This window comes from Exiguobacterium acetylicum (genome assembly GCF_019890935.1).
GTDB classification, from domain to species: domain Bacteria; phylum Bacillota; class Bacilli; order Exiguobacteriales; family Exiguobacteriaceae; genus Exiguobacterium_A; species Exiguobacterium_A abrahamii.
Genome location: NZ_CP082333.1, coordinates 3,024,236 through 3,044,620, shown reverse-complemented (window position 1 = coordinate 3,044,620; position 20,385 = coordinate 3,024,236). Strand labels below are relative to the sequence as shown.

21 protein-coding genes are annotated in these 20,385 nt (G+C 47.4%); 11 read left to right on the top strand and 10 right to left on the bottom strand.

The genetic code is table 11. The features are described 5' to 3' along the window. Positions 1-160: 160 nt before the first annotated feature. Complete coding sequence (locus tag K7G97_RS15705; protein WP_195866005.1) at positions 161-886, bottom strand: WecB/TagA/CpsF family glycosyltransferase; 726 nt, start codon at positions 884-886, stop codon at positions 161-163. A gap of 80 nt (positions 887-966) precedes the next feature. Here K7G97_RS15705 and ung point away from each other — a divergent pair, with 80 nt between their 5' ends. Further along, positions 967-1,626 (top strand): uracil-DNA glycosylase, encoded by a 660-nt coding sequence (gene ung, locus K7G97_RS15700; protein WP_214729098.1) that lies wholly within the window; start codon positions 967-969, stop codon positions 1,624-1,626. Between the two features lie 382 nt (positions 1,627-2,008). On the opposite strand, the gene K7G97_RS15695 is transcribed toward ung, so the two are convergent. Beyond that, positions 2,009-2,839, bottom strand: coding sequence for a Cof-type HAD-IIB family hydrolase (locus K7G97_RS15695; RefSeq protein ID WP_223041005.1), 831 nt, complete (start codon positions 2,837-2,839; stop codon positions 2,009-2,011). Between the two features lie 139 nt (positions 2,840-2,978). Between K7G97_RS15695 and K7G97_RS15690 the strand changes: the two genes are divergently transcribed. The 6 genes from K7G97_RS15690 (at position 2,979) to K7G97_RS15665 (ending at position 8,750) form a co-directional block, all read left to right on the top strand. Continuing rightward, positions 2,979-4,223: a hypothetical protein gene (locus tag K7G97_RS15690; RefSeq protein ID WP_262415771.1), complete on the top strand. Its 1,245-nt coding sequence runs from the start codon at positions 2,979-2,981 to the stop codon at positions 4,221-4,223. Positions 4,224-4,243: 20 nt separating this feature from the next. Further along, positions 4,244-4,936 (top strand): response regulator transcription factor, encoded by a 693-nt coding sequence (locus K7G97_RS15685; protein ID WP_023469704.1) that lies wholly within the window; start codon positions 4,244-4,246, stop codon positions 4,934-4,936. Continuing rightward, a complete protein-coding gene (locus K7G97_RS15680; RefSeq protein ID WP_214729090.1) occupies positions 4,933-6,318 on the top strand; it encodes a sensor histidine kinase in 1,386 nt (461 codons plus the stop codon). The genes K7G97_RS15685 and K7G97_RS15680 overlap by 4 nt, the downstream gene beginning before the upstream one ends. A 93-nt stretch (positions 6,319-6,411) precedes the next feature. Next, entirely contained in the window at positions 6,412-6,789 is a 378-nt protein-coding gene (locus K7G97_RS15675) for a DUF1499 domain-containing protein (protein ID WP_023469702.1), read from the top strand. Next, the gene (locus K7G97_RS15670) at positions 6,786-8,213 is read left to right on the top strand and encodes a dihydrolipoyl dehydrogenase family protein (protein WP_029342906.1); all 1,428 of its coding nucleotides are present in this window, start codon (positions 6,786-6,788) and stop codon (positions 8,211-8,213) included. Before K7G97_RS15675 ends, K7G97_RS15670 begins: the two co-directional genes overlap by 4 nt. A 3-nt stretch (positions 8,214-8,216) precedes the next feature. Next, complete coding sequence (locus K7G97_RS15665) at positions 8,217-8,750, top strand: DUF420 domain-containing protein (RefSeq protein WP_023469700.1); 534 nt, start codon at positions 8,217-8,219, stop codon at positions 8,748-8,750. Positions 8,751-8,790: 40 nt separating this feature from the next. On the opposite strand, the gene K7G97_RS15660 is transcribed toward K7G97_RS15665, so the two are convergent. The 3 genes from K7G97_RS15660 to K7G97_RS15650 all read right to left on the bottom strand — a co-directional run bounded on the left by K7G97_RS15660 (position 8,791) and on the right by K7G97_RS15650 (position 10,656). Further along, positions 8,791-9,558, bottom strand: coding sequence for a flagellar motor protein MotB (locus K7G97_RS15660; RefSeq protein WP_195865998.1), 768 nt, complete (start codon positions 9,556-9,558; stop codon positions 8,791-8,793). Further along, positions 9,533-10,318, bottom strand: coding sequence for a flagellar motor stator protein MotA (gene motA / locus K7G97_RS15655; RefSeq protein WP_029342903.1), 786 nt, complete (start codon positions 10,316-10,318; stop codon positions 9,533-9,535). Before motA ends, K7G97_RS15660 begins: the two co-directional genes overlap by 26 nt. A gap of 98 nt (positions 10,319-10,416) precedes the next feature. Next, complete coding sequence (locus tag K7G97_RS15650; RefSeq protein WP_023469697.1) at positions 10,417-10,656, bottom strand: hypothetical protein; 240 nt, start codon at positions 10,654-10,656, stop codon at positions 10,417-10,419. A gap of 160 nt (positions 10,657-10,816) precedes the next feature. On the opposite strand from K7G97_RS15650, the gene K7G97_RS15645 reads away from it, so the two are divergent. Then, positions 10,817-12,208: a TrkH family potassium uptake protein gene (locus K7G97_RS15645; RefSeq protein WP_035395598.1), complete on the top strand. Its 1,392-nt coding sequence runs from the start codon at positions 10,817-10,819 to the stop codon at positions 12,206-12,208. A 51-nt stretch (positions 12,209-12,259) separates the two neighbouring features. On the opposite strand, the gene K7G97_RS15640 is transcribed toward K7G97_RS15645, so the two are convergent. Together K7G97_RS15640 and K7G97_RS15635 are read right to left on the bottom strand one after the other, a co-directional pair. Beyond that, entirely contained in the window at positions 12,260-13,324 is a 1,065-nt protein-coding gene (locus K7G97_RS15640) for an SDR family oxidoreductase (protein ID WP_262415770.1), read from the bottom strand. Then, on the bottom strand, positions 13,324-15,459 hold the full coding sequence (locus K7G97_RS15635; RefSeq protein WP_223041003.1) for an ATP-binding protein: 2,136 nt from the start codon (positions 15,457-15,459) through the stop codon (positions 13,324-13,326). The genes K7G97_RS15640 and K7G97_RS15635 overlap by 1 nt, the downstream gene beginning before the upstream one ends. A 303-nt stretch (positions 15,460-15,762) precedes the next feature. Between K7G97_RS15635 and K7G97_RS15630 the strand changes: the two genes are divergently transcribed. After that, entirely contained in the window at positions 15,763-16,149 is a 387-nt protein-coding gene (locus K7G97_RS15630) for a restriction endonuclease (protein ID WP_230088865.1), read from the top strand. A gap of 171 nt (positions 16,150-16,320) precedes the next feature. Beyond that, positions 16,321-16,797: an LURP-one-related family protein gene (locus K7G97_RS15625; protein WP_023469691.1), complete on the top strand. Its 477-nt coding sequence runs from the start codon at positions 16,321-16,323 to the stop codon at positions 16,795-16,797. Between the two features lie 45 nt (positions 16,798-16,842). Here K7G97_RS15625 and K7G97_RS15620 read toward each other — a convergent pair whose 3' ends face one another. Beyond that, positions 16,843-17,466, bottom strand: coding sequence for a DUF1836 domain-containing protein (locus tag K7G97_RS15620; protein ID WP_023469690.1), 624 nt, complete (start codon positions 17,464-17,466; stop codon positions 16,843-16,845). 115 nt (positions 17,467-17,581) lie between these two features. On the opposite strand from K7G97_RS15620, the gene K7G97_RS15615 reads away from it, so the two are divergent. Continuing rightward, positions 17,582-18,229 carry a diacylglycerol/polyprenol kinase family protein gene (locus tag K7G97_RS15615; RefSeq protein WP_087681632.1) on the top strand — a complete coding sequence of 216 codons (648 nt, stop codon included), beginning with the start codon at positions 17,582-17,584 and terminating at the stop codon, positions 18,227-18,229. Between the two features lie 3 nt (positions 18,230-18,232). Here K7G97_RS15615 and K7G97_RS15610 read toward each other — a convergent pair whose 3' ends face one another. Both K7G97_RS15610 and ald read right to left on the bottom strand, forming a co-directional pair. Next, on the bottom strand, positions 18,233-19,093 hold the full coding sequence (locus K7G97_RS15610; protein ID WP_223041002.1) for a tetratricopeptide repeat protein: 861 nt from the start codon (positions 19,091-19,093) through the stop codon (positions 18,233-18,235). Positions 19,094-19,234: 141 nt separating this feature from the next. Next, positions 19,235-20,359, bottom strand: a complete 1,125-nt coding sequence (gene ald / locus K7G97_RS15605; RefSeq protein WP_029342897.1) for an alanine dehydrogenase — start codon at positions 20,357-20,359, stop codon at positions 19,235-19,237. Positions 20,360-20,385: the final 26 nt, after the last annotated feature.

Sequence of the window (20,385 nt, the reverse complement as noted above, 5' to 3'; positions counted from 1 at the left end):
CTCTTAACGAGAAAGATTGCGCTTTTTTGTTCATCACACATCGTTTTCCTGGGACCAGCATCGCGCCGCTTCACTTCGGGGTCGCTCTTGCTTGTGTCTCGTCTGAGGAAAGGGCGTGAAAGGACGCGTCATTTTTTAAGTCGGCCCTTTTTGTGTGCGCTCAAGAGAGCGTTGATTTTTTGCGAAGCACGAGCGTCAGGAAAAGTAACAAATCCTTGAGTTTCTCGAATCCACGAGGATGCGTCGAGATACGATAGAGCCACTCTAGCTTGAAGCGACGGAATAATTTAGGCGCGCGCTTACTGTGTCCGGACCAGACGTCGAACGCACCACCGACACCGATAAAGATGCCGTGATCGACTTGATCATAGATGGAAGCGATCCATTCTTCCTGTTTTGGCGCACCGAGTGCGACGAGAACAAGATCAGCGTCTGCTTCTGCGATTGCTCGCGTAGCTTCTTCTGTCTTTCCAAAACCATGAAACGTTCCAACGAAGTGGATGTTCGGAAAACGAATCGATAACTGACGGATCAACGATTTCATGACTTCCGGACGTCCACCGAGTAAAAAGACACGCTTCTCGAGTGCGTCTGCCGTCCGCAATAGTTCACGTGCCGTCTCGATTCCTGGTAATGTCGCAGTGAGCGGTGCTCCCATCCGTTTACTGGCAGCCGTCACACCGATTCCGTCTGGTGTGATGAACGTCGCCCGTCGTAAGATGGCATCGTAAGAAGGTTCGCGCAATGCACGCAACACGAGCTCTGGGTTCGCTGTGACAAGAAAGGCTTTTCCGCGGTCGTGTAAGATTGTTTTAATATGGGTATACCATTGCGAAGGTGTCGCATCGACGAATGGTAGTCCGAATAATTGTTTTGTCTGAATCATAGTTTTCCACCTCATCATCCATCATAGCAGAATCAAGACGGACGAACAGCGACTTGAGACTGAAAAAGGAGCGGATTCACGTGCATCCATCTTGGCAAACCGTGTTAAAAGAAGAAAAGGAAAAACCCTATTTTCAAGAACTGTGGGCTTTTTTGAAGGAAGCCTATCAAACGACGACCGTCTACCCTCCGAAAGAGCGGATCTTTCATGCGTTCGATGCAGTCGCGCCAGAAGATGTCCGGTGCGTCATCTTAGGGCAAGATCCCTACCATGGTCCACGTCAGGCGAATGGACTCAGCTTTTCCGTGCATGACGGAGTACCGATTCCTCCGTCCCTTCGAAACATGTATAAGGAACTCGTCACAGATATCGGTTGTCCGGCTCCGACCTCCGGAAATCTCGAAGCATGGTCACGACAAGGAGTATTCTTACTCAATACGTCGCTTACGGTTGAGGAAGGGAAAGCGGGATCACATGCTAAAAAAGGCTGGGCGCCGTTTACGGATCGGGTCATCGAAGTATTAGGAACACAGACACAACCGATCGTATTCATCCTCTGGGGAAATCATGCGAAGAGTAAAAAAGCGCTGATCGATACGGATCGTCATCTTGTTCTTGAAGCCGTCCATCCGAGTCCCTTATCCGCGAGTCGTGGATTTTTCGGTAGTAAACCGTATTCTCAAACGAATGCTTGGCTGAAAGAGCAGGGAAGAGAGCCGATCGACTGGTGTTTGTCGTAAATGTCGTAAATCAAAAAAGGCTGACTCAAAAGTCAGCCTGAGACTGAAGACAAAGCGCAGTTTTTCTCTTAACGAGAAGGATTGCGCTTGTTGTTCGTCTCGAATCGTTTTCCAGGGACAAGCATCACACCTCTTCGCTGCAGGGTCGCTCTTGCTTGTTTTTCCCTAGGAAGCGATGTCGAGTGAACGAAATGCTTCTCTGATCCTTCTTCCAGGTATAAAAAAAGACGCGTCACACGCAACTCCTACAGGAAAAAGCACAATTTTGCGCTGTCAGAGACAAACAAGACCCGTTTTCCTGCTTGAATGAAGCAGGAAAATTGGCTTGTGTCTCGCCTGGGGAAAGGGCGTGAAAAGACGCGTCATTCTTTTTTTGAGTCACTTAGCGGCTTGAGATAGCCGGCTCCTCATCCATCATGAACTTTTCGACGACGAGAGCAACACCATCTTCATCGTTCGAAGCGGTCATATACTGTGCTTTTTCTTTGACGGTATCGGCTGCATTCGCCATCGCGACACCAAGACCTGCCCATTCGATCATCGATAGATCGTTGTTGCCGTCTCCACAAGCAATGACTTCTTCTTGAGCGATTCCCAGTTTTTCAGACAGTAAGGCAAGGCTTGTGCCTTTTGTGACACCATCTTCTGTGAATTCAAGGAAAAATGGCTTCGAGCGAGCCACCGCGAGTTCACCCGCAAGTTCCTGTTGAAGCGTCTGTTCGACGCGCGCGAGGTGCATCTCTTCTGCCATCATCAAACACTTGACGACAGGTGTTTGAATCGCGGCTTTAAAATCAGCGACACGAATGACCTCCATGCCTGTCAGTTGTCCTTCGAGCGTCGTATATTCATTCGGTTCCTCTGTCAGGATCTCATGTCCGACATACGTGTGGATGTAGACACCCTCCCGTTTACTCAAATCGTCGAGGCGGTGGACCGTCTCCGGGGAAAGCGTGCTGAGGAAGAGCGACTCGTTCGTTTTACAATCAATGATTGAAGCGCCATTGAAGCTTAGGATGTAACTGCCGTAGCGGGCGAGTTCCAGTTCTTTTGCGAGGTCGAGCATGGCAAATGTCGGACGACCGCTAGCGAGCACGACCTTCTTCCCGCGACGCTGCGCAGCGAGTAAAGCTTCTTTCGTACGTGGTGAAATCGTATGGTCACTTGTCAACAAGGTATCATCTAAATCGAGAACAATCATTTTATACGTCATACATTCAAACCCCTTTCAATTATCTGTATATCGTAACAACTTGTCCCCCGTTCGACAATATACTCTCCTCGAAGAGAGTATGATAAAGTGGAAACAGAGCCCGTACGGAAAGGATTCCAACTTTATGAAATATCTCTTCATGATCATATCAAGTCTATTATTAGCAGGATGCAGTACGATGTTTCCGCATCCCGCCTCTTTACTCGAACATCCGTCCCTTCCGGCATGGGAGCAGTCGTTGAAAGAACGGATTGACCGCGATTTGCCGAAACAGGCAGAGATCGTGGCACCACGAAATCAAGCGGTATCACGTCTATACGAACTCGTCGATTTAGATCGAAACGGTAAAGATGAGGCGATCACCTTCTACCGCAGCGAGCAGGACGGGCGCTTCACGATTCATCTGCTCGTCCATGAACGACAAGGCGAAAAATGGCGACTCGTAGCGCGACAGACGGTAGCTGACGGTCGAGCCATCGATCGACTCGAAGTCATAACTGACGCACGACATAAACAAAACCACCTGGTCATCGGTATTACCAGTTATGGTGAAAATACGTTATACATCATTGAGCAGTTACTATCGAAGCAACGAGACGTCACGAAAGTCGATCGATACGATCGTCTGTCGGTAGCTGATTTGAATCAAGATCGAGAGCGGGATATGGTGCTTCTGCAAAAGGGCAGTCCGTCTCGTTTGATCTATTATAAAGACATCCTGTCGAAAGAGCACCAAGAGACGACACTTTTAACGCAGGATGGCGATTTATTCGCAGAACATGATTTATTTGAAGTCGATACGATCAATGCCGCTCGGAATAAAGGCTTGATCGTCTCATATACACGAGATGCGAAAATGCACATCGGATTATTCCGCTTAGCGAACGATACGTTGGAACAGGTTCGTTTCGGTCAGGTCGATGAGATCGTCGAACCGATGTATACTTTCCCGAAAGATGTCGATCAAGACGGAATCGTCGAGTTTGGTCATCAGTATACGCCAGAAGGCAGTAAAGGGCGTGAGGGTGAACCGAAACCACGCATCACGGCATATTACACATGGAATGGGTCAGATAATCCGCCATTTCTCGAGAGTGGATTCGAATTGCGAGAAGAGCAGTACATCGATCAAGAATACAATTTCGTCATGCGGTTCCCTGCCAACTGGGCGACGCGTGAAACGATCGAGAAACGTGAAAATCGTGTTCGGTTCATCAATCGAGAAACGAAGCAGATTGATTTCGAATTAGAGGTCATTCCGAAGAATCAATACATTGCGAGTGATCAAAAACGAAAAATCAAAGAAGGTATCGATTATGTCTATGTGATTGATGCGACGAAGGATTATGAAGTGTTCGTCAATCGTGTCACACTTGTGGAATAAAGAATCAGGGGGAGAAAAGAATGACCAAAATACTAGTAGCCGAAGATGAACATGCGATTCGCAGTTTCATCGTCATTAATTTGAAACGGGCAGGCTATGATGTCATCGAGGCGGAAAATGGGAAAGAAGCGCTTGCGCAGTTTGATCAACAAACCTTCGATATTCTGTTACTCGATATCATGATGCCGGAAGTCGACGGTTTTGCCGTCTGTGAACAGGCGCGGGCAAAGGATGAAGTCGTCGGGATCATCATGCTGACGGCACGGACACGAGAAGAGGATAAAGTCATGGGACTGAGCGTAGGAGCGGACGATTACATCGCGAAGCCATTCAGTCCAGCAGAGCTACTCGCGCGCATCCAATCGCTCCTGCGACGGGTAGAGACGTTACGCCGCAGAAAACAGCCGCGTGAACTCGTGTCTGGACCGTTCCGGATTGATTTAGGCGCGAAGCGCGTCCAAAAAGAAGGTGTTGACGTCGAAGTGACACCAACTGAATACGATTTACTTTGCCATTTCATCAAAAACGAAGATCAAGTCATGTCGCGAGATGAATTACTCGATGCGGTATGGGGTGAGAATTACTTTGGTGATCGGAAGACGGTCGATGTCAATATTCGCCGTCTTCGTCAAAAAATCGAAGAGAATCCAGCGGAACCGAAGTTCATCGAGACATTGTGGGGACATGGATACAAGTGGCGTAACGAAGAATGAAGCGCCAAATATTGATGCGGTTCATGACGATTATCACGGTGACAGTCTTACTCGTCATCGGGATCCTTTCGTTCGTGACCTATAACTATTACTACGTGACGGCGACGGATGTCTTAAAACGTCATGCGAATGCGAGTGCTGTCTTATTTGCGAATAGCGGCCTTGCTTATGATTACGCCGATTCAGAAGCGACGATCCATGATGTACTCGATTCTTACGCTTATCCAGACGCTGAAATCGAAGTGTTGGATGCGACAGGGATTCCGCGTTACTCTTCGACCGGATTCATCTCGGAACGTAAGTTGACGCGAGAGGCGATCAATCAAGTAAGAGCGGGACAGACCGTCACGAAACGATATGATGATGAGGCGACGGGAGAACATTTACTGGAAGTAACAGAACCTGTCGTGTCGTTTGGTCAGACGACGGGAGCGCTTCGTTATACGACGTCGCTTGAGCGAATCGATCGACGTGTGATCGAAATTTGTTTAGCGATCGTCCTCCTGGGTACAGTAATTTGGGGACTTGCCTTCATCTATTCCTCACGTCTCGTCTCGTCGATCGTCCGACCGATTCAAGAAGTCATCGGAGCATCGGATCAAATCGCGAAACAGCATTACGACGTCAAGGTGAACGAGGAATACTCGTTCGAGCTTGGAGAACTAGCGCGGACGATCAATTATATGGGACAACAGATCAAACAGCAGGAAACATTGAAAGATGAATTCATTTCTGGTATTTCCCATGAATTACGGACACCGCTGACATCAATCAAAGGCTGGAGTGAAACGTTACTCGTCGAACAGGATCAGTTGCCGGAAGAGGCGTCGCTTGGGATGGGCATCATTCATTCGGAGACGGAGCGTTTGATTTCGCTCGTTGAGCAGTTACTCGATTTCTCGAAACTCGAGACGAGTCGCCTCGTCTTATACCGTCAGGAAGTCAACTTGACGGAAATCATCGAGACCGTGACGGCGCAACTGCGTCAAAAGCTGGAAGAAAAAAATGTCCAGATCGTACAGAAGTTACCGGCGCAAGTCGTCGGTCTGTACGACGAAAACCGATTGAAACAAGTCTTCTTGAACCTGCTTGATAATGCGATCCGCTTTTCTCCAGTCGGTGGCACGATCACCATTCGACTCGTTCGTTCAGAGCGTGTGTTGTTCCTCTCCTTCAGTGATGAAGGTCCCGGAATTCCGAAAGAGCACTTACGTCACGTCACAGAAAAGTTCTATCAAGTGCAAAAAGGAAAGGGTGGAACAGGGCTCGGACTATCGATTTGCCGAGAACTCGTCGAAGCACATGAAGGCAAGCTATTCATTGATAATCAGCCGGAAGGCGGCGTCATCGCGACGATTCTGCTACCTGTCACGAAAGCGTAAACACTCAGACAGGCAGAGTGAAACAGAAACTGGTAAAGTTAAGTGGATTATAGTACGAAATGGATCAGATGATAGGAAACGGAGGAATCAGTCATGGCACTTGGTGTTTCAAATGGTACGCTTCAACCGCTCTCCGGAAAACCGAACGCGGTATCTACTCAAACCGATCTACAGGATATGAAAATGCGTCCGCTCCCGTTCAAAGGAACGCTTGCAGATTCGAAGTTCCAACTCTTACGTATCCTACAAAGCCTCGACCGCGTCAAAGTCGTCAAGGAGGAAGGGGCATACATTCATGCCATCTTCACGAGTAAAGTCTTTCGCTTCAAAGATGACGTCGAATTTTACTTCGATGAAGCCGCACAAGTGATCCATTTCCGTTCGGCATCGCGTGTCGGATACTCCGACTGGGGCGTCAACCGTAAACGGATGGAAGACATCACACGTCGTTACGAGGAGGGCTTGCGATGAAGACCTATCAATTAGTTGTCATTGGTGGTGGGGCAGCCGGGATGACGATTGCTGCCGGTGCAGCAAGTCTCGGCGCGCACGTCGCCCTGATCGAACGGCATACGCACCTAGGCGGAGATTGTCTCCATTATGGTTGCGTTCCTTCAAAGGCTTTGATCGAAGCCGCGCACGATGTCCATGTCATGAAGCGAACGGCTGAAAAATACAACGTGACGCTGAACGGGGATGCGGTCTATTCGAAAACGAAAGCAAGCGTCGATCGGGCACGTAACATCATTCAATCACACGATGGAACGAAACGGTTCGAAGACCTTGGCGTCGATGTCTATATCGGAGAAGCGACATTCCTCAGTGCTCATGAAGTGGAAGTGGCGGGACAGCTTGTCGTAGGTGAGAAGTTTGCGATCTCGACGGGATCTCAACCCATCATTCCACCGATTGATGGACTCGATACGATTGATTATTTAACGAACGAGACGATTTTCGAATTGACGGAGCGTCCGGAGCGACTGCTCGTCATTGGTGGTGGTGCGATTGGTCTTGAGCTGTCGCAAGCGTATGCGCATCTTGGAACAGAAGTCACGGTCATCGAGGGTATGAAGACGTTACTCGGAAAAGAAGATCGCGACATGGTCGAAGTCATTCAACGTCAGCTTGAACAAGAATTGACATTACATCTCGATACGAAGGTCACGCACGTCCGCAAGTCAGCCGGGGGCATCGAAGTGACGGTCGAAGCGAACGGCGAATCACGTGTCATCGAAACGGATGCCGTGCTTGTCGCGGTCGGTCGTAAGCCACGCATCGAAGCACTACGTCTCGATCGAGCCGGTGTACACGTCGAAAAAGGATTCGTCCAGGTCGATGGTTCACTTCGCACAAGTCAACGACACATCTTTGCGGTCGGAGATACGATCAACTCGCTCCCATTTACGCATGTCGCAGGACTGGAAGGAAAAACGGTCGTCACGAATGCTTTATTCGGTCTACGGACGAAGCCGGATTATCGGGCGGTTCCATGGGTCACATTCACGACGCCTGAATTATTCCATCTCGGATTGACGGAAGACGAGGCACGCAAGAAACATGGGGAGATCAAGGTCTATCAGACCGGTCTCGATGAAGTCGATCGTTTCGTCATCAATGGTCAGACAGAAGGGCGCGTCAAGCTCATCGCCGATAAGCGTGGAAAACTGATTGGAGCACATGCAATCGGAGAACAAGCCGGTGAGTGGATGCAAGAAGTCGTCTATGCGATGGCGCGTAAAGATAAGGTCGGTCAATTGTCGCGTGTCGTCCATCCATATCCGATCCGTGGTGCTGCTGTTCAGCGTGCTGCTGATGTCTACTGGCGTGAACGTCTATTCGCTGGTCCGATCCCAAAATGGTTGAAACGTTATTTCGACTGGAAACAAGGAGAATGATTCATGCAACAACCTGCTACTAAACGGAATTTCGTTCCGCTCGTCATCCTGCTGACGCTTGTCATCAATTTGCTCGTGGCGCTTTTATTCTTTGCGCCACCCGTACAAGTTGATTCAGGATTCGATTGGACGTTGCTTCCTTTTTTGAATGCCATCTTCAATAGTTTTACCTTCATGCTGTTGCTCGGTGCTTGGATTTCCATTCGTCGGGGCAACCGGGTGAACCATCGTCGCTTCATTGGTGGTGCGATGACGACGACGACTTTATTCTTAATTTCGTACGTCACGTATCATGCCGTCAGTGAATCGACGAAATTCGGGGGCGAAGGTTTCGTTCGCCCTGTCTATTTCTTCATCCTGATTACGCACATCATTCTAGCTGCAGTCATCGTCCCACTCGTCTTGATGTCACTCGCGCACGCTGTGAATCAAAACTTCGAGAAGCATAAAAAGTGGACACGCTTTACGATGCCGCTTTGGTTATACGTCAGTTTGACTGGTGTCATCGTCTATATCATGATTCGTCCGTATTATTAAAAAAAGCTCCTTCGTCAACCACGAAGGAGCTTTTTTACGTTCAGGATTTGACTTTTGTCTCGTCGAGTACATTCGCTTTTAAGTCGATCAATGGTCGAATCAACACTTCGACGCGTCGATTCTGACTGCGACCTGCTTCCGTTTGATTGGACGCGATTGGTTGGAATTCACCGTAACCGCTGACGGTGAAGCGTTTTGGTTCAAGCTTTGGATTCCGTTGTAAGGCACGCATGAAACTGATCGCCCGGTCCGCACTCAGTTCCCAGTTCGACGGATACTGTGCTGTGTTGATTGGAATATTATCTGTATGTCCAGACACTTGAATCTGACGTTGCCCTGCTTTGACGAGCAGTGCACTCATTCCCTCTGCGATTTGAAGCGAGCGTCCTCTTACTTCTGCTTGAGCTGGTGAGAACAACGCGCGGTCGCGAATCGTAAAGACAAGTCCTTCATTCGTGATTTCGACCTTGATGTCTTTTTCAAGTTTTTCATTCTTAATGTATTGATTGGCTTCTTCTTTGATTTTTTCGAGTTCTGCGATCTCATAGCTTTGTGCCTTCGTCCGCGCATCGAGTTTTTTCGAATCCTCTTCTTCTTGAGTAGAAAGTGAACTGTTCGTGATCATCCCTGATCCACCGTTGAAGACAGAACTAAATGTCTGTGACATCGCTTTTAATTTCACGACATCGACACTACTCGAAGCAAAAAGTACGATGAAGAGTGCCAGAAGTAAGGTCAATAAGTCGGCGTACGGAATTAACCAGCCTTCGGAGATATGTTCGTCATGCGGCTTCTTTTTCCGCTTCATAATTTGCACGCTCCTTCGGTGTCAAGTACACAAGTAGCTTATCCTCTAAGTTTTTCGGTGATTCACCGTTTTGAATCGAGAGAATCCCTTCAATCATCATCTCGTATAATTGAATCTCGTTCGCTGATTTTTGCTTCAGTTTTGTTGCGAACGGGAACCATAGGACGTATCCGGTGAAAATCCCGAATAGTGTTGCGATGAAGGCACCTGAAATGGCGTGACCTAATTTTTCGATGTCCGATAAATCGGATAAGGCGGCAACGAGACCGACAACGGCACCGAGAACCCCGAGCGTTGGTGCGTAAGTACCGGCTTGCGTGAAAATGTTCGCATTGGCATGATGGCGTTCTGTCATGTTTTCGAGGTCACGTGTCATGACGTCCTCGACATATTCGGATGGTTGTCCATCGATGACCATCATGACGCCGCGCTTCATGAAGGCATTATCGACTTCTTCAAGTGCTGATTCGAGAGATAACAGACCTTCTTTACGTGCTTGCGTCGAGAGTGTCAGAAATTGTCCGAGCAACACTTGTTTCGTCATCAGCTTTTGTTCGAATAAGATGACTTTAAACAAGGCAGGTAAGACTTTCAATCGTTCCTTCGGGAAGGAAATCATGATGGCAGCTGCTGTCCCGACGAAGATGATGACGAGGGCTGCTGGGTTAAGTAAAGCAACCGGAGGCGCACCTTTTAAGATCATACCTCCGACTAATGTGATGAGACCAAGAATGATCCCGATGATCGACACGATATCCATGATTGATGTGTGCCACCTTTCTGTATGTAATCCGTATAGGAACGAAAAATAAAAGAGCAGAAGACACTTCTTCTGCTCGGAAATCCAAAAACCGAGAATCAAGCGCCGTTTTCGTCGATTAGCATTTGAATGCTTTCGTTTCGTTCGTCACGCTCTATATCGGTCAGTACGTCGTATTTTTTTAACACTTGATACAATTCATTTAGAATCGGTTGCTCCAAATGTAATGATAAGAGTTCCTCGAATTGATAATACAATTGCGCAGGCATCCATTGTGATTGTCGTTCCAGCCTTCGCCAGACATCCTCAATCGAATGATCAGCCGTCTTAGGGTCCACTGTTTCCCTCAACCTCCTTTAATGATTACACGTCCACTTTTATCTAGTTTACCAAAAAAATACGAAAACGTTTAGTCGATTGCATATTTCGATAGAACTTCTTAATTCGAGGGAGTATGATAAAGACAATTCTGTCTGAAAAAAATCTAGGGGGAGTAAGATGTTCTCGCATAAAAGACGTTCACGACTCGCACGCTTCGGGCGTTTAGGTGAATTGATGTATCATCAGCTGTTCGATAAACCGGCACGTTTTATCGCAACTGGCTTTACATTGACGATTTTACTAGGTGGTTTTTTATTGTGGCTTCCGATCTCACAACAAGAGGGGCAAGATGTATCATTCATCGATTGCCTATTCGTTGCGACATCGGCAGGAACCGTCACAGGACTGTCACCGATCAATATTGCCGAGTCCTATAATTTACTCGGTCAAATCATCATGATGCTCTTAATTCAGGTCGGTGGGCTTGGATTCATGACGATCGCGCTCGTCTTGCTCAGTGTCACGGGACGAAAAATTGGGATTCGTCAGCGGATCATCATTCAAGAGATGTTTAATCTCGATAGTCCGGGCGGAACGATTCGTCTCGTTCGTAATATCATCGTCACGACGGTCCTCGTTGAAATCGTTGGGATGTTTTTGATTGCGCTTGATTTGTTCATTCAATACAAATACAGTTTCGGGAAAGCACTTTATTACGGTTTGTTCCATGCCGTATCCGCCTTCAACAATGCAGGATTCGCACTATGGGGTGATAATCTAATCGGTTTCCAACAAGATACGACATTCATTCTGACGATTGCAGCGCTCTTGATGATTGGTGGTCTTGGTTTTACGGTCATCGCGGATATCGCTGGTAAACGAAACTTCAAGAAAATTTCGCTCCATTCTAAATTGATGGTGCTATCACTACTCGTCATCAATGGACTAGGTGTTTTAGCAATGATGCTCTACGAGTGGGTTTCGAACTTGGGTTCATTAAAGGATGAATCGTTCTTCAGTGCGCTCCATATCGTATTCTTCCAAGTCGTCACGACACGAACGGCTGGTTTCCAGACAATCGATTTAACGACGATGGTACCGCTCTCGATCGGTTTGATGATGGTTTTGATGTACATTGGGGCAGGTTCCGCATCAACAGGTTCCGGGATCAAGGTCACGACGGCAGCGGTCATCTTAAAGAATGTCTGGACGTATATACGCGGACAGCGTGAAACGGTTCTGATGCGACGGACTGTTCAGACGCAAGCGATTCAAAAGGCATATGCGATTGCTGTCTTCAGTTTACTGTTCATCGCTTTGATCACGACGTTCTTGGCGTTGACCCAGCCGAATATTTCCTTTATTGGTCTATTCTTTGAGACCGTTTCGGCATTTGGAACAGTTGGTCTTTCTTTGAACGTAACAGCTGAGCTCAATAGCTTTGGGAAGTTTTTGATCATGTTCATGATGTTACTCGGACGTGTCGGCTCCTTGACGATCCTGTTCACGTTCGCGACGCAACGAGACCGGACGATTCGTTATCCAAAAGAAAATATGTTGATCGGGTAACCGATAAAAAAGTCCAATCGACTTCCCTTGCGGAAGAACGATTGGACTTTTTTAGTGTGTCGCGTGTGTTTGGTAATATTGGACGAGCCGAGGCATCGTTTCTGCAAGATCTGGACAAATAATACCAGTGTCCCGTAAGTCGCGTAAGGCATGTGTCGTGTCATATTGAACGGGATGAATGAAGTAGTCAAGTGTCTGACGTTGCATCTGAAGTCGTTTCGCGACAGCTGGAGTCAATGCCGTGCTAACGAGTCGAAACGGAACGATTCCGCGCGGATAACGTCCATAATAGGCGACGTGTAACATCTCAAAAATCGCGCGTGCGCCATGTGGGAATGGATCTGTCAGATGATAGGTCTTATTTCTTCCGACCGGTGCATGACTGAGATAAGCGGTCGCTTCAATGACGTAATCATAAGGCACGAGATTGACGAGTGCGTTTGCTCGACCGGGATACGGGAGAGGAGCAAAAGATTGCAGGAGACGCATCGCGTTTAAAACGAAATACACGCCATCCCACTTCGGTGTTTCGCCCGTTTCGGAATGACCGACGACGATTCCAGGACGGATGATCGTATAGGGGATCGTTCCGATTTCTTTACGGAAACGCACTTCTGCTAAATATTTCGTTTCTTCATAAGCATTTTTAAAGGCACTTGCTTGTAACTCATCTTCTAGAACCATTCCGGAACGAAGACCTGAGACATACGCTGTACTGAAGTAAATGTAGCGCTCTAAGGTCCAACACGTATGAGCAAACTGTGTCACGTTCGCGGTACCGATCACATTGATTCGAAAGGCGGGTTCATATGCTGTTGCTAAATCATATAGCGCCGCGAGATGAAAGATGTGTGTGACGTCTTGTTGCAACATCATCCGCGCCTCTGATGATAAAGCAAGCTGTTCGACCGTGATATCGCCTTCGTGCAATACAAGTTGCTCCGATCGTAAGGATGTACGTTCTAGAAGATCCTGGCGTCGCTTAACAGCTGCGTTTCGCTCTGACGGTAAATGAAGCAAATGAAAACAAGCGATTTGGTCCGGAACACGTGCCAGTTGTTCGATCAGTTTGGTCGCTAAAAAACCGGGGAAACCCGTCATAAAGTAGGTCCGCATCAATTCCATTCCTTTCTTGGATCACGTTCGAGTACAACGGTGAACGTCGAACCATCATTGATTTCTGATTCAACGGAAATCGCACCTCCGTGCGATTCGATGATTTCCTTACAGATGGCAAGTCCGAGTCCGGTTCCGCCGATTTTCCGGATGTCTGAGTTGTCGACCCGGTAAAATTTCGTAAAGAGCTTTTCAAAAGCATTTTGTGGAATACCGAGTCCATAATCTGTCACAGAGAACGTTGCTTGTTCCGGATTGGCTGAAAGAAGGACTCGAATATGATCCGCTTGTGGAGAGTACTTAATGGCGTTCGAAAGCAAGTTCAAGATCACCTGCTTGATTTTGTGCTCGTCCGCAAAAATCAGAACAGGATCCTCTGGTAGTTCTAGATCAATCCGATGCGTCTCGACGGTTTCGCCATAGGCATCGACGGTTGATGCGAGAAGATCGCGTAACGAGAACGACGTGAAAGTATACTCCTGTTTTCCACCTTCTAGACGCTGAATGTCTAAAAACTCATTTAATAGCGTCGTCAATCGTTTCGTCTCTTCGTGAACGATCTCAACATACCGTTCGATTCGATCAGCCGATTGTTTTTTATATCGTAGTAATTCCATATAGCCGAGAATGGAGGACAGCGGCGTGCGCAACTCATGCGATACTGTACTGACGAGTTCGTCTTTTACTTGATCCATCTTCGCTTCCTCTGTCCGATCACGGAAAACAAATAGGAAGCCATGACGAGAAATGCGGCTCTTCTCCTTTTTGATCGCAGTCGCATAAAATTCGAAATAAAGTGGACTGGACTCATTTGGTCGCTGTAACGTGAAACGAAAAGATAGTTCAGAATGTTTTCCGGCGAGTAATTCTTCTACTTGTCGGAGCATCTCGAATCGAGTGTTCAAATCGAGATTCGGAATCAGACTGATTCGTTCTTGAATCTTACTTGGTGCAATGCCTGGGACATCGAGTAATTTGCGTGCTTTGACGTTCATGAAGATGAAACTCCCATCCTCTTCTGTCAGTAGGAACCCTTCATTGGATGCCTGAAGAATCGATTGTGTGATATCACGCTGACGCATAATGGCATTTTTTTCACGTTCAAGCATTTTCTCAATCTTTTTTCGTTCTGTAATATCACGAACGACAGCGACACGCATCCGGATGTTGTTGTAGATGATTTCACGCGGGAAGACTTCGATTTCGACAGAGGTTCCGTCGGCACGTTGACCGAGGACTTCGTATGGTTCTTCTCGATGCTCCTCGATGCGTTGCAAGACACGCGCGTGATGATCCGGATGAATCAATTCAAGCGTCATCTTACCTTTCATTTTCTCAAGTTTCGTCCGGAAAATGACTTCTGCTGCGCGATTGGCATCGATGATGATGCCGTGATCATGAAAGATGACGGCTTCAACGACGGATTCCGAGAAGAGTCGGAAGCGGCGTTCGCTTTTCGTCAGATGCCATTCGATTTGTTTTTGCGGTGTGATGTCCTGAATGAGCAGGAAGTACGTATCGTTTGGCAACCGTGTCATATAAAGGCGTCCGTGGAACGTTGAGCCATCCAAACGATGATAGGTCCATTCATTTTCGGCTTCCCGTCCATGCAGTAAAAACAGTTGCGCGTCCGATAAATCTTTTAAGTTCAATTGTTCGAGATGTTGACGGCGGGTAGCGATTTCCTTCGCATCATGTAGAACCGTCGCTTGGAGACCCATGATGTCTTCGGCATTTTCAAAACGGAATAAGGTGCTTGCCACCTCGTTACAAGTTTGAATCCGAAACTCCGAGTCGGTGATGAATAGAGCAGTATCTAGTGTTGAATTGAATAAGTCCTCGATTTTCAGGGGGGCGACATGGACAAGAAAATAGTCCGTCGCTTCAATCGCTGTGACTGTTAATTGATGTGTCGTTGAAATGACGGCTTCCTTCTGTAATGGAAAGAAATCATCCGTGATGGGAAACAGCTCCTGAACGGTTTCGATATTCGGAGTGTTCATGAACTGGTGTTGAAACGCTTCATTATGAAATTGAATCCTTCCATTTGCATCGACAAGAAGAACGGGGTCTTTCATAGCACGTAACGTCGCGTGAATGATTCGTAGCGATGAAGGGGATGAATGTTCTGCCATGAGCTACCTCCTGACTGGTCTTCGACCATGGATTTTAAGACAGTCTTTCCTCGTTAGTTTACTTCTGCAAGACGAGTCGTGTTTCCTGTTGAAGGAAGCAACCGACGAAGAATTTTAGTATAGTGAAAAAAAGGTCACGACGAAGTAGAGGGGAAAAGCACGATGAAACGATTAAAACGAAAACGATTGTTACTAGCAGCTTTGTTTGCAATGATAGGAATTTTCGGAACTTATTTTTTTTCGAGTTCTTGGGAACCTTTAATCTTAATCATCAGTATAGTAGGGTGTATCCTTTTTCTTCTTTTGTCCATTTTAACGCCGTCGCTTGAAAAACGACTCGATCGAATGGAAGGACGAGAATTTGAAGAATGGCTTGCCGATTTATTTGAAACAGCAGGATATCGGGTCGAGTTAACACCTGCTTCACGCGACTTCGGAGCAGATTTGTTGATAGAGGATGAACGAGGGTATAAGATTGCCATCCAGGCAAAGCGATATAGTGCGGCTGTAGGGCTCGAAGCGGTTCAACAGGTCGCTGCCTCGGTTCCATTCTACGGGATGGACGAGGGGTGGGTCGTTACGAATTCGACCTTTACGGAAGCTGCGTATCAGCTAGCAGAGCCAAATCAGGTTCGCCTCATTGATCGGGAAGAATTGCTCGCATTTGCAAAGGAGATGAACCTGCATTGAACATGTCGAATGATTGTCGACAAAAGGGGGTTGTCAATTTGGAGAAACGGTGCAATAATCATTTTCGTTAACGAAATATCATACAGATAAAGAAAGTTAAACTATACAGGATGTCTAAATAAACTGGGGACGAAAAACCAGCACGTTTTAGCAGTGAGAGGAGAATTTCTGTTGCGCAAAGTTGTCTATGTGCAGGGTTGCGTTTTTTCGCAAGGTCATGCCGCGATTTATGATGAAGCGCACCAAATGATTGGTGCGGTTCAACACGACGAGAATGGTCGTGTTCAAGTAATGAATGGTGAAGGTAGAGGGGTAGCGTTTGGTAAGTTCATTCCGACATGTAAGAAGTGGGTCGTGATGAACCATGATGGACAAGAGGTAGGTCAAATGCGTGAGAAGTTTTCGCTCTTCTCGAAGAAATGTGAGTATAACGTGTATGAGCGTGGTACGTTCACGATTTCCTTCGACCTGACAAAAGGAAAATTCTCCGTACGGAGTGCCGCTGGAGAAGTCGTTGCGGAATTGTTGCAAGACGGTGATGAGTACCGTCTCGTCAAGGATGCGGACAAACTCTCGATGTACGAACTACTCTCTGTCTTGAAAAGTCTGACGAACAACGTCCACTATAAATCACTGACAGCCGTCTAAATAAAAAAAGATGCCTTCCATGACATGGATGGCATCTTTTTTTCATCATGTCGTTTGCAGAACATGATGGAGGCGTTGTTTCGCTTCGTGTGTCAAATGCGATACACGACGGGCATAGAGACACAGTTGGAGAACGTGGACAGTTTCAGGGCGGTAAGCGTTAATACGCTCGAGCGAGCGTCTGAGACGCTTCTCCGTCAATTCGATTGGACCACTTGTTTCTGCGTGTTGCGTGTAGACGAGATAAAAATTAAGCGGACTGATTAAATCATCCTCATCAATATTCGGATTCTTGAAGACGATCGTCAGCAGTTCTCGTGTTTCTTCTAACGAGAAGAGGTGTTTCAAATCATCCAGTAGATAGATGATCGAAGCTTGATTGATCGAGTACTTCTTTCCGCGATGCGGTACGCCGATGATGTCCCGGACTTCACGTTTCGTCCAGTTCTGGATCGTCGTCGCTGACATATGTTCGCCGATCAGGGCATTTGCCAAATGAACGATTTCATTGATAGATAGACCATTTTTTAATGGATCGAATTGCTTCAAGCGATTGATGACCTTCGGCAATTCTGTGCCTTCCGTTGCGACGAGGGGTTCGATTCCTTTTCCTTCGTTCAAGCGTTGCAGACAACTTGATAATGTTTGGACTGCTTGAGCATCATACATTTCCAAAACTTCCTCTCTAGGACGTCATTTGACCTTATGTTATCAAATGAAGGTTCAATAGGGCAAATGGCAACTGAAACAACGTACAATAATAGGAAAGAAAGGGGGAATGACGATGGAATGGATAGCTGCTCTTGGCACGATTGGAATCGTCGGGCTAGTTCTCGTCATCCTGGAAGTCATTGGACGCCGTTTCGGTTTTTCTCCCGAGACGGTTCGGAAATGGATTCATATTGCTGTCGGTCACTGGGTATTTCTTGCGCTGCTCTGGCTGGATCACTGGTACGTTGCGATCGTACCGTTGTTATTCTTTGCTGTCGTGAATCTAGTGACACTACGAAAAGGAATCGGTCAGATGCACGACGTCGATCGTCCTTCTTACGGAACGGTCTATTATCCACTCGCTCTAGCAGGACTCGTCCTGTTCTTCTTCGAACGACAACCGATGGCGCTTGTTGCGGGAAGCATGGTGCTTGCTTGGGGCGACGGTCTCGCGGCTCTCGTCGGAAAACGCTACGGAAAGACGTTTTACGTCCGTGGTGAGACAAAACGATCCTTTGAAGGAAGTATCGCCCTATTTTTGGCGTCATTCCTCGTGTTGACCGTGACGTTCTTGTTTTATGGACAACCGGTTTGGCTCGCTGTCAGTTATGGCTTTTTGCTTGCGAACATCGCAGCCTTGATCGAAGCCATCTCATATCGCGATCTCGACAACTTGATCTTGCCATGGACGATCGCGGCACTCGTCGCGTTTGCTTTTTAACGTTCAGTCGCGTAACAACAATTGTTTGAAATAGAGAAAGCGTAATCGAATATAATCCGGGTACGCACGCCAACCTGCATGACGAATGGTCATATCCCGACACATATCCTGAAAGACATGGCGATAGATCTTTTCTTCGGAATCGTCATAAACAGCTGCGAACAAGCCATGTTCGAGCATGTTGGAAAGGTATTCATCGAGCTTAGCGTAGAGGGTCTCGTCGCTGTCTTCGCGCAATGTAGCATGCAGCTTCTCATATTGAATGCTTTGATTGACAGAAGCTGTCGCATGAAAGACGGTGGTTTTGTCGAGATGAGATACGCCAAGGATTAATGCATAGAGTGCTTCCAACGTGTCGATCGAATGACCGTCTAATTGTTGGATGGAATCAATGGCCATCAGCGTATCGATTCCAGATGCGCCAACCTTCTTTAAATATGTAAACGCATGAACAGCTGACTCCCCATAAAATTGACGATGATTGTAATGGACGGCAAGGAAACGATGTCCTGCTGGCTCTTCAGGGAACCGTGTGATGGCTGAAAGGAAAAACTGTTCTGCTTCGTGCATATATCCTTCATCTTCACTGATGATACCGAGGAGTATGTATCCGTGCACATGCTCACCGAGTTGCTGATGTGTCTCCTCGATCAGCCGGCGCGCTTGAGTGTGTTCGTTCTTGAAGTAAAGGGAATGAGCTGTAGCAATGTTGAGCAATGGATGAGATGGGACAAGAACACGTAAGCGCTCAGTTGCGGCAATACGTACGCTCTCTTCTGTATCGGATGTCAGTGCTTCGAGTAACGCGACTTCAGCGACGTGGCTCTGAAGTTCATGAGAATGGGCGGTTATGGTTTGTGTCATGTAATGAGATCCCCTCTACTAGTTCAAAATCATAAGTCTTCGTTTCTCATCATATGACAAGCCGAGTGTTGCCTCAAGAAGCAATAAAAAATAGTCGATGGTTCCTCAAAAAGGAATCATCGACTATTTCTACTTTCAAGATTATGCGTGTAGGTGAAGCACATCTTCAACGGATTTGTACGTGTATCCGAGATCGCGTGCGACCGCTTCGTACGTGACGAATCCTTGCGCGACATTCAATCCTTTTTCAAGAGCATCGTTTTCAGCAAGCGCACGGTGTGTGCCTTTGTTCGCGAGCTCAAGGACATACGGAAGCGTTGCGTTCGTCAATGCTAGTGTAGACGTACGTGGAACAGCACCTGGCATGTTCGCGACTGCGTAATGAACGACACCGAATTTTTCATATGTTGGGTCATCATGCGTCGAGATACGGTCGACCGTCTCGAAGATACCACCTTGGTCGATGGCAACGTCAACGATGACAGCGCCCGGCTTCATGCGTTTGACCATATCGGCAGTGACGAGTTTCGGTGCTTTTGCACCTGGAATCAAGACGGCACCGATGACGAGATCACTCTCAGCGACCGCTTCAGCAATCGTGTACGGGTTGGAGATCAATGTGTTGATCGAGTTACCGAAGATATCATCGAGCTGACGAAGGCGTTCTGGGCTGACATCGATGATCGTGACATCCGCACCGAGACCAACTGCGAGTTTCGCAGCGTTCGTTCCGACGACACCACCGCCGATGACTGTGACTTTTCCACGACGAACCCCAGGAACACCTGCAAGCAGGATGCCCATACCACCATGTGGTTTTTCTAAGAACTGTGCACCGATTTGCGATGCCATACGTCCTGCGACTTCACTCATTGGTGTTAACAATGGAAGTGTGCGGTTCTTCTCAACCGTCTCATAAGCGATTGCTGTGATGTTCGAATCAACGAGTGCACGTGTCAATTCTGGCTCAGCTGCTAGGTGAAGATACGTGAACAATGTTAGATCCGGACGGAAGTATTGGTACTCTGAAGCGATCGGCTCTTTAACTTTTAGAGCGAGTTCGGCTGTTGCCCAGACTTCAGCAGCAGTCGCGATGATTTCAGCACCTGCTTTAACGTACTCTTCGTTCGTGAAGCCACTCCCCATACCTGCCATTGATTCAATGATGACACGATGTCCTTGTGCATGTAACGCTGCTACCCCGGCAGGTGTTAATGCAACACGGTTTTCGTTGTTTTTGATTTCCTTTAATACTCCAATGATCATGTGAACGCGATCCCCTTTCGCAAATA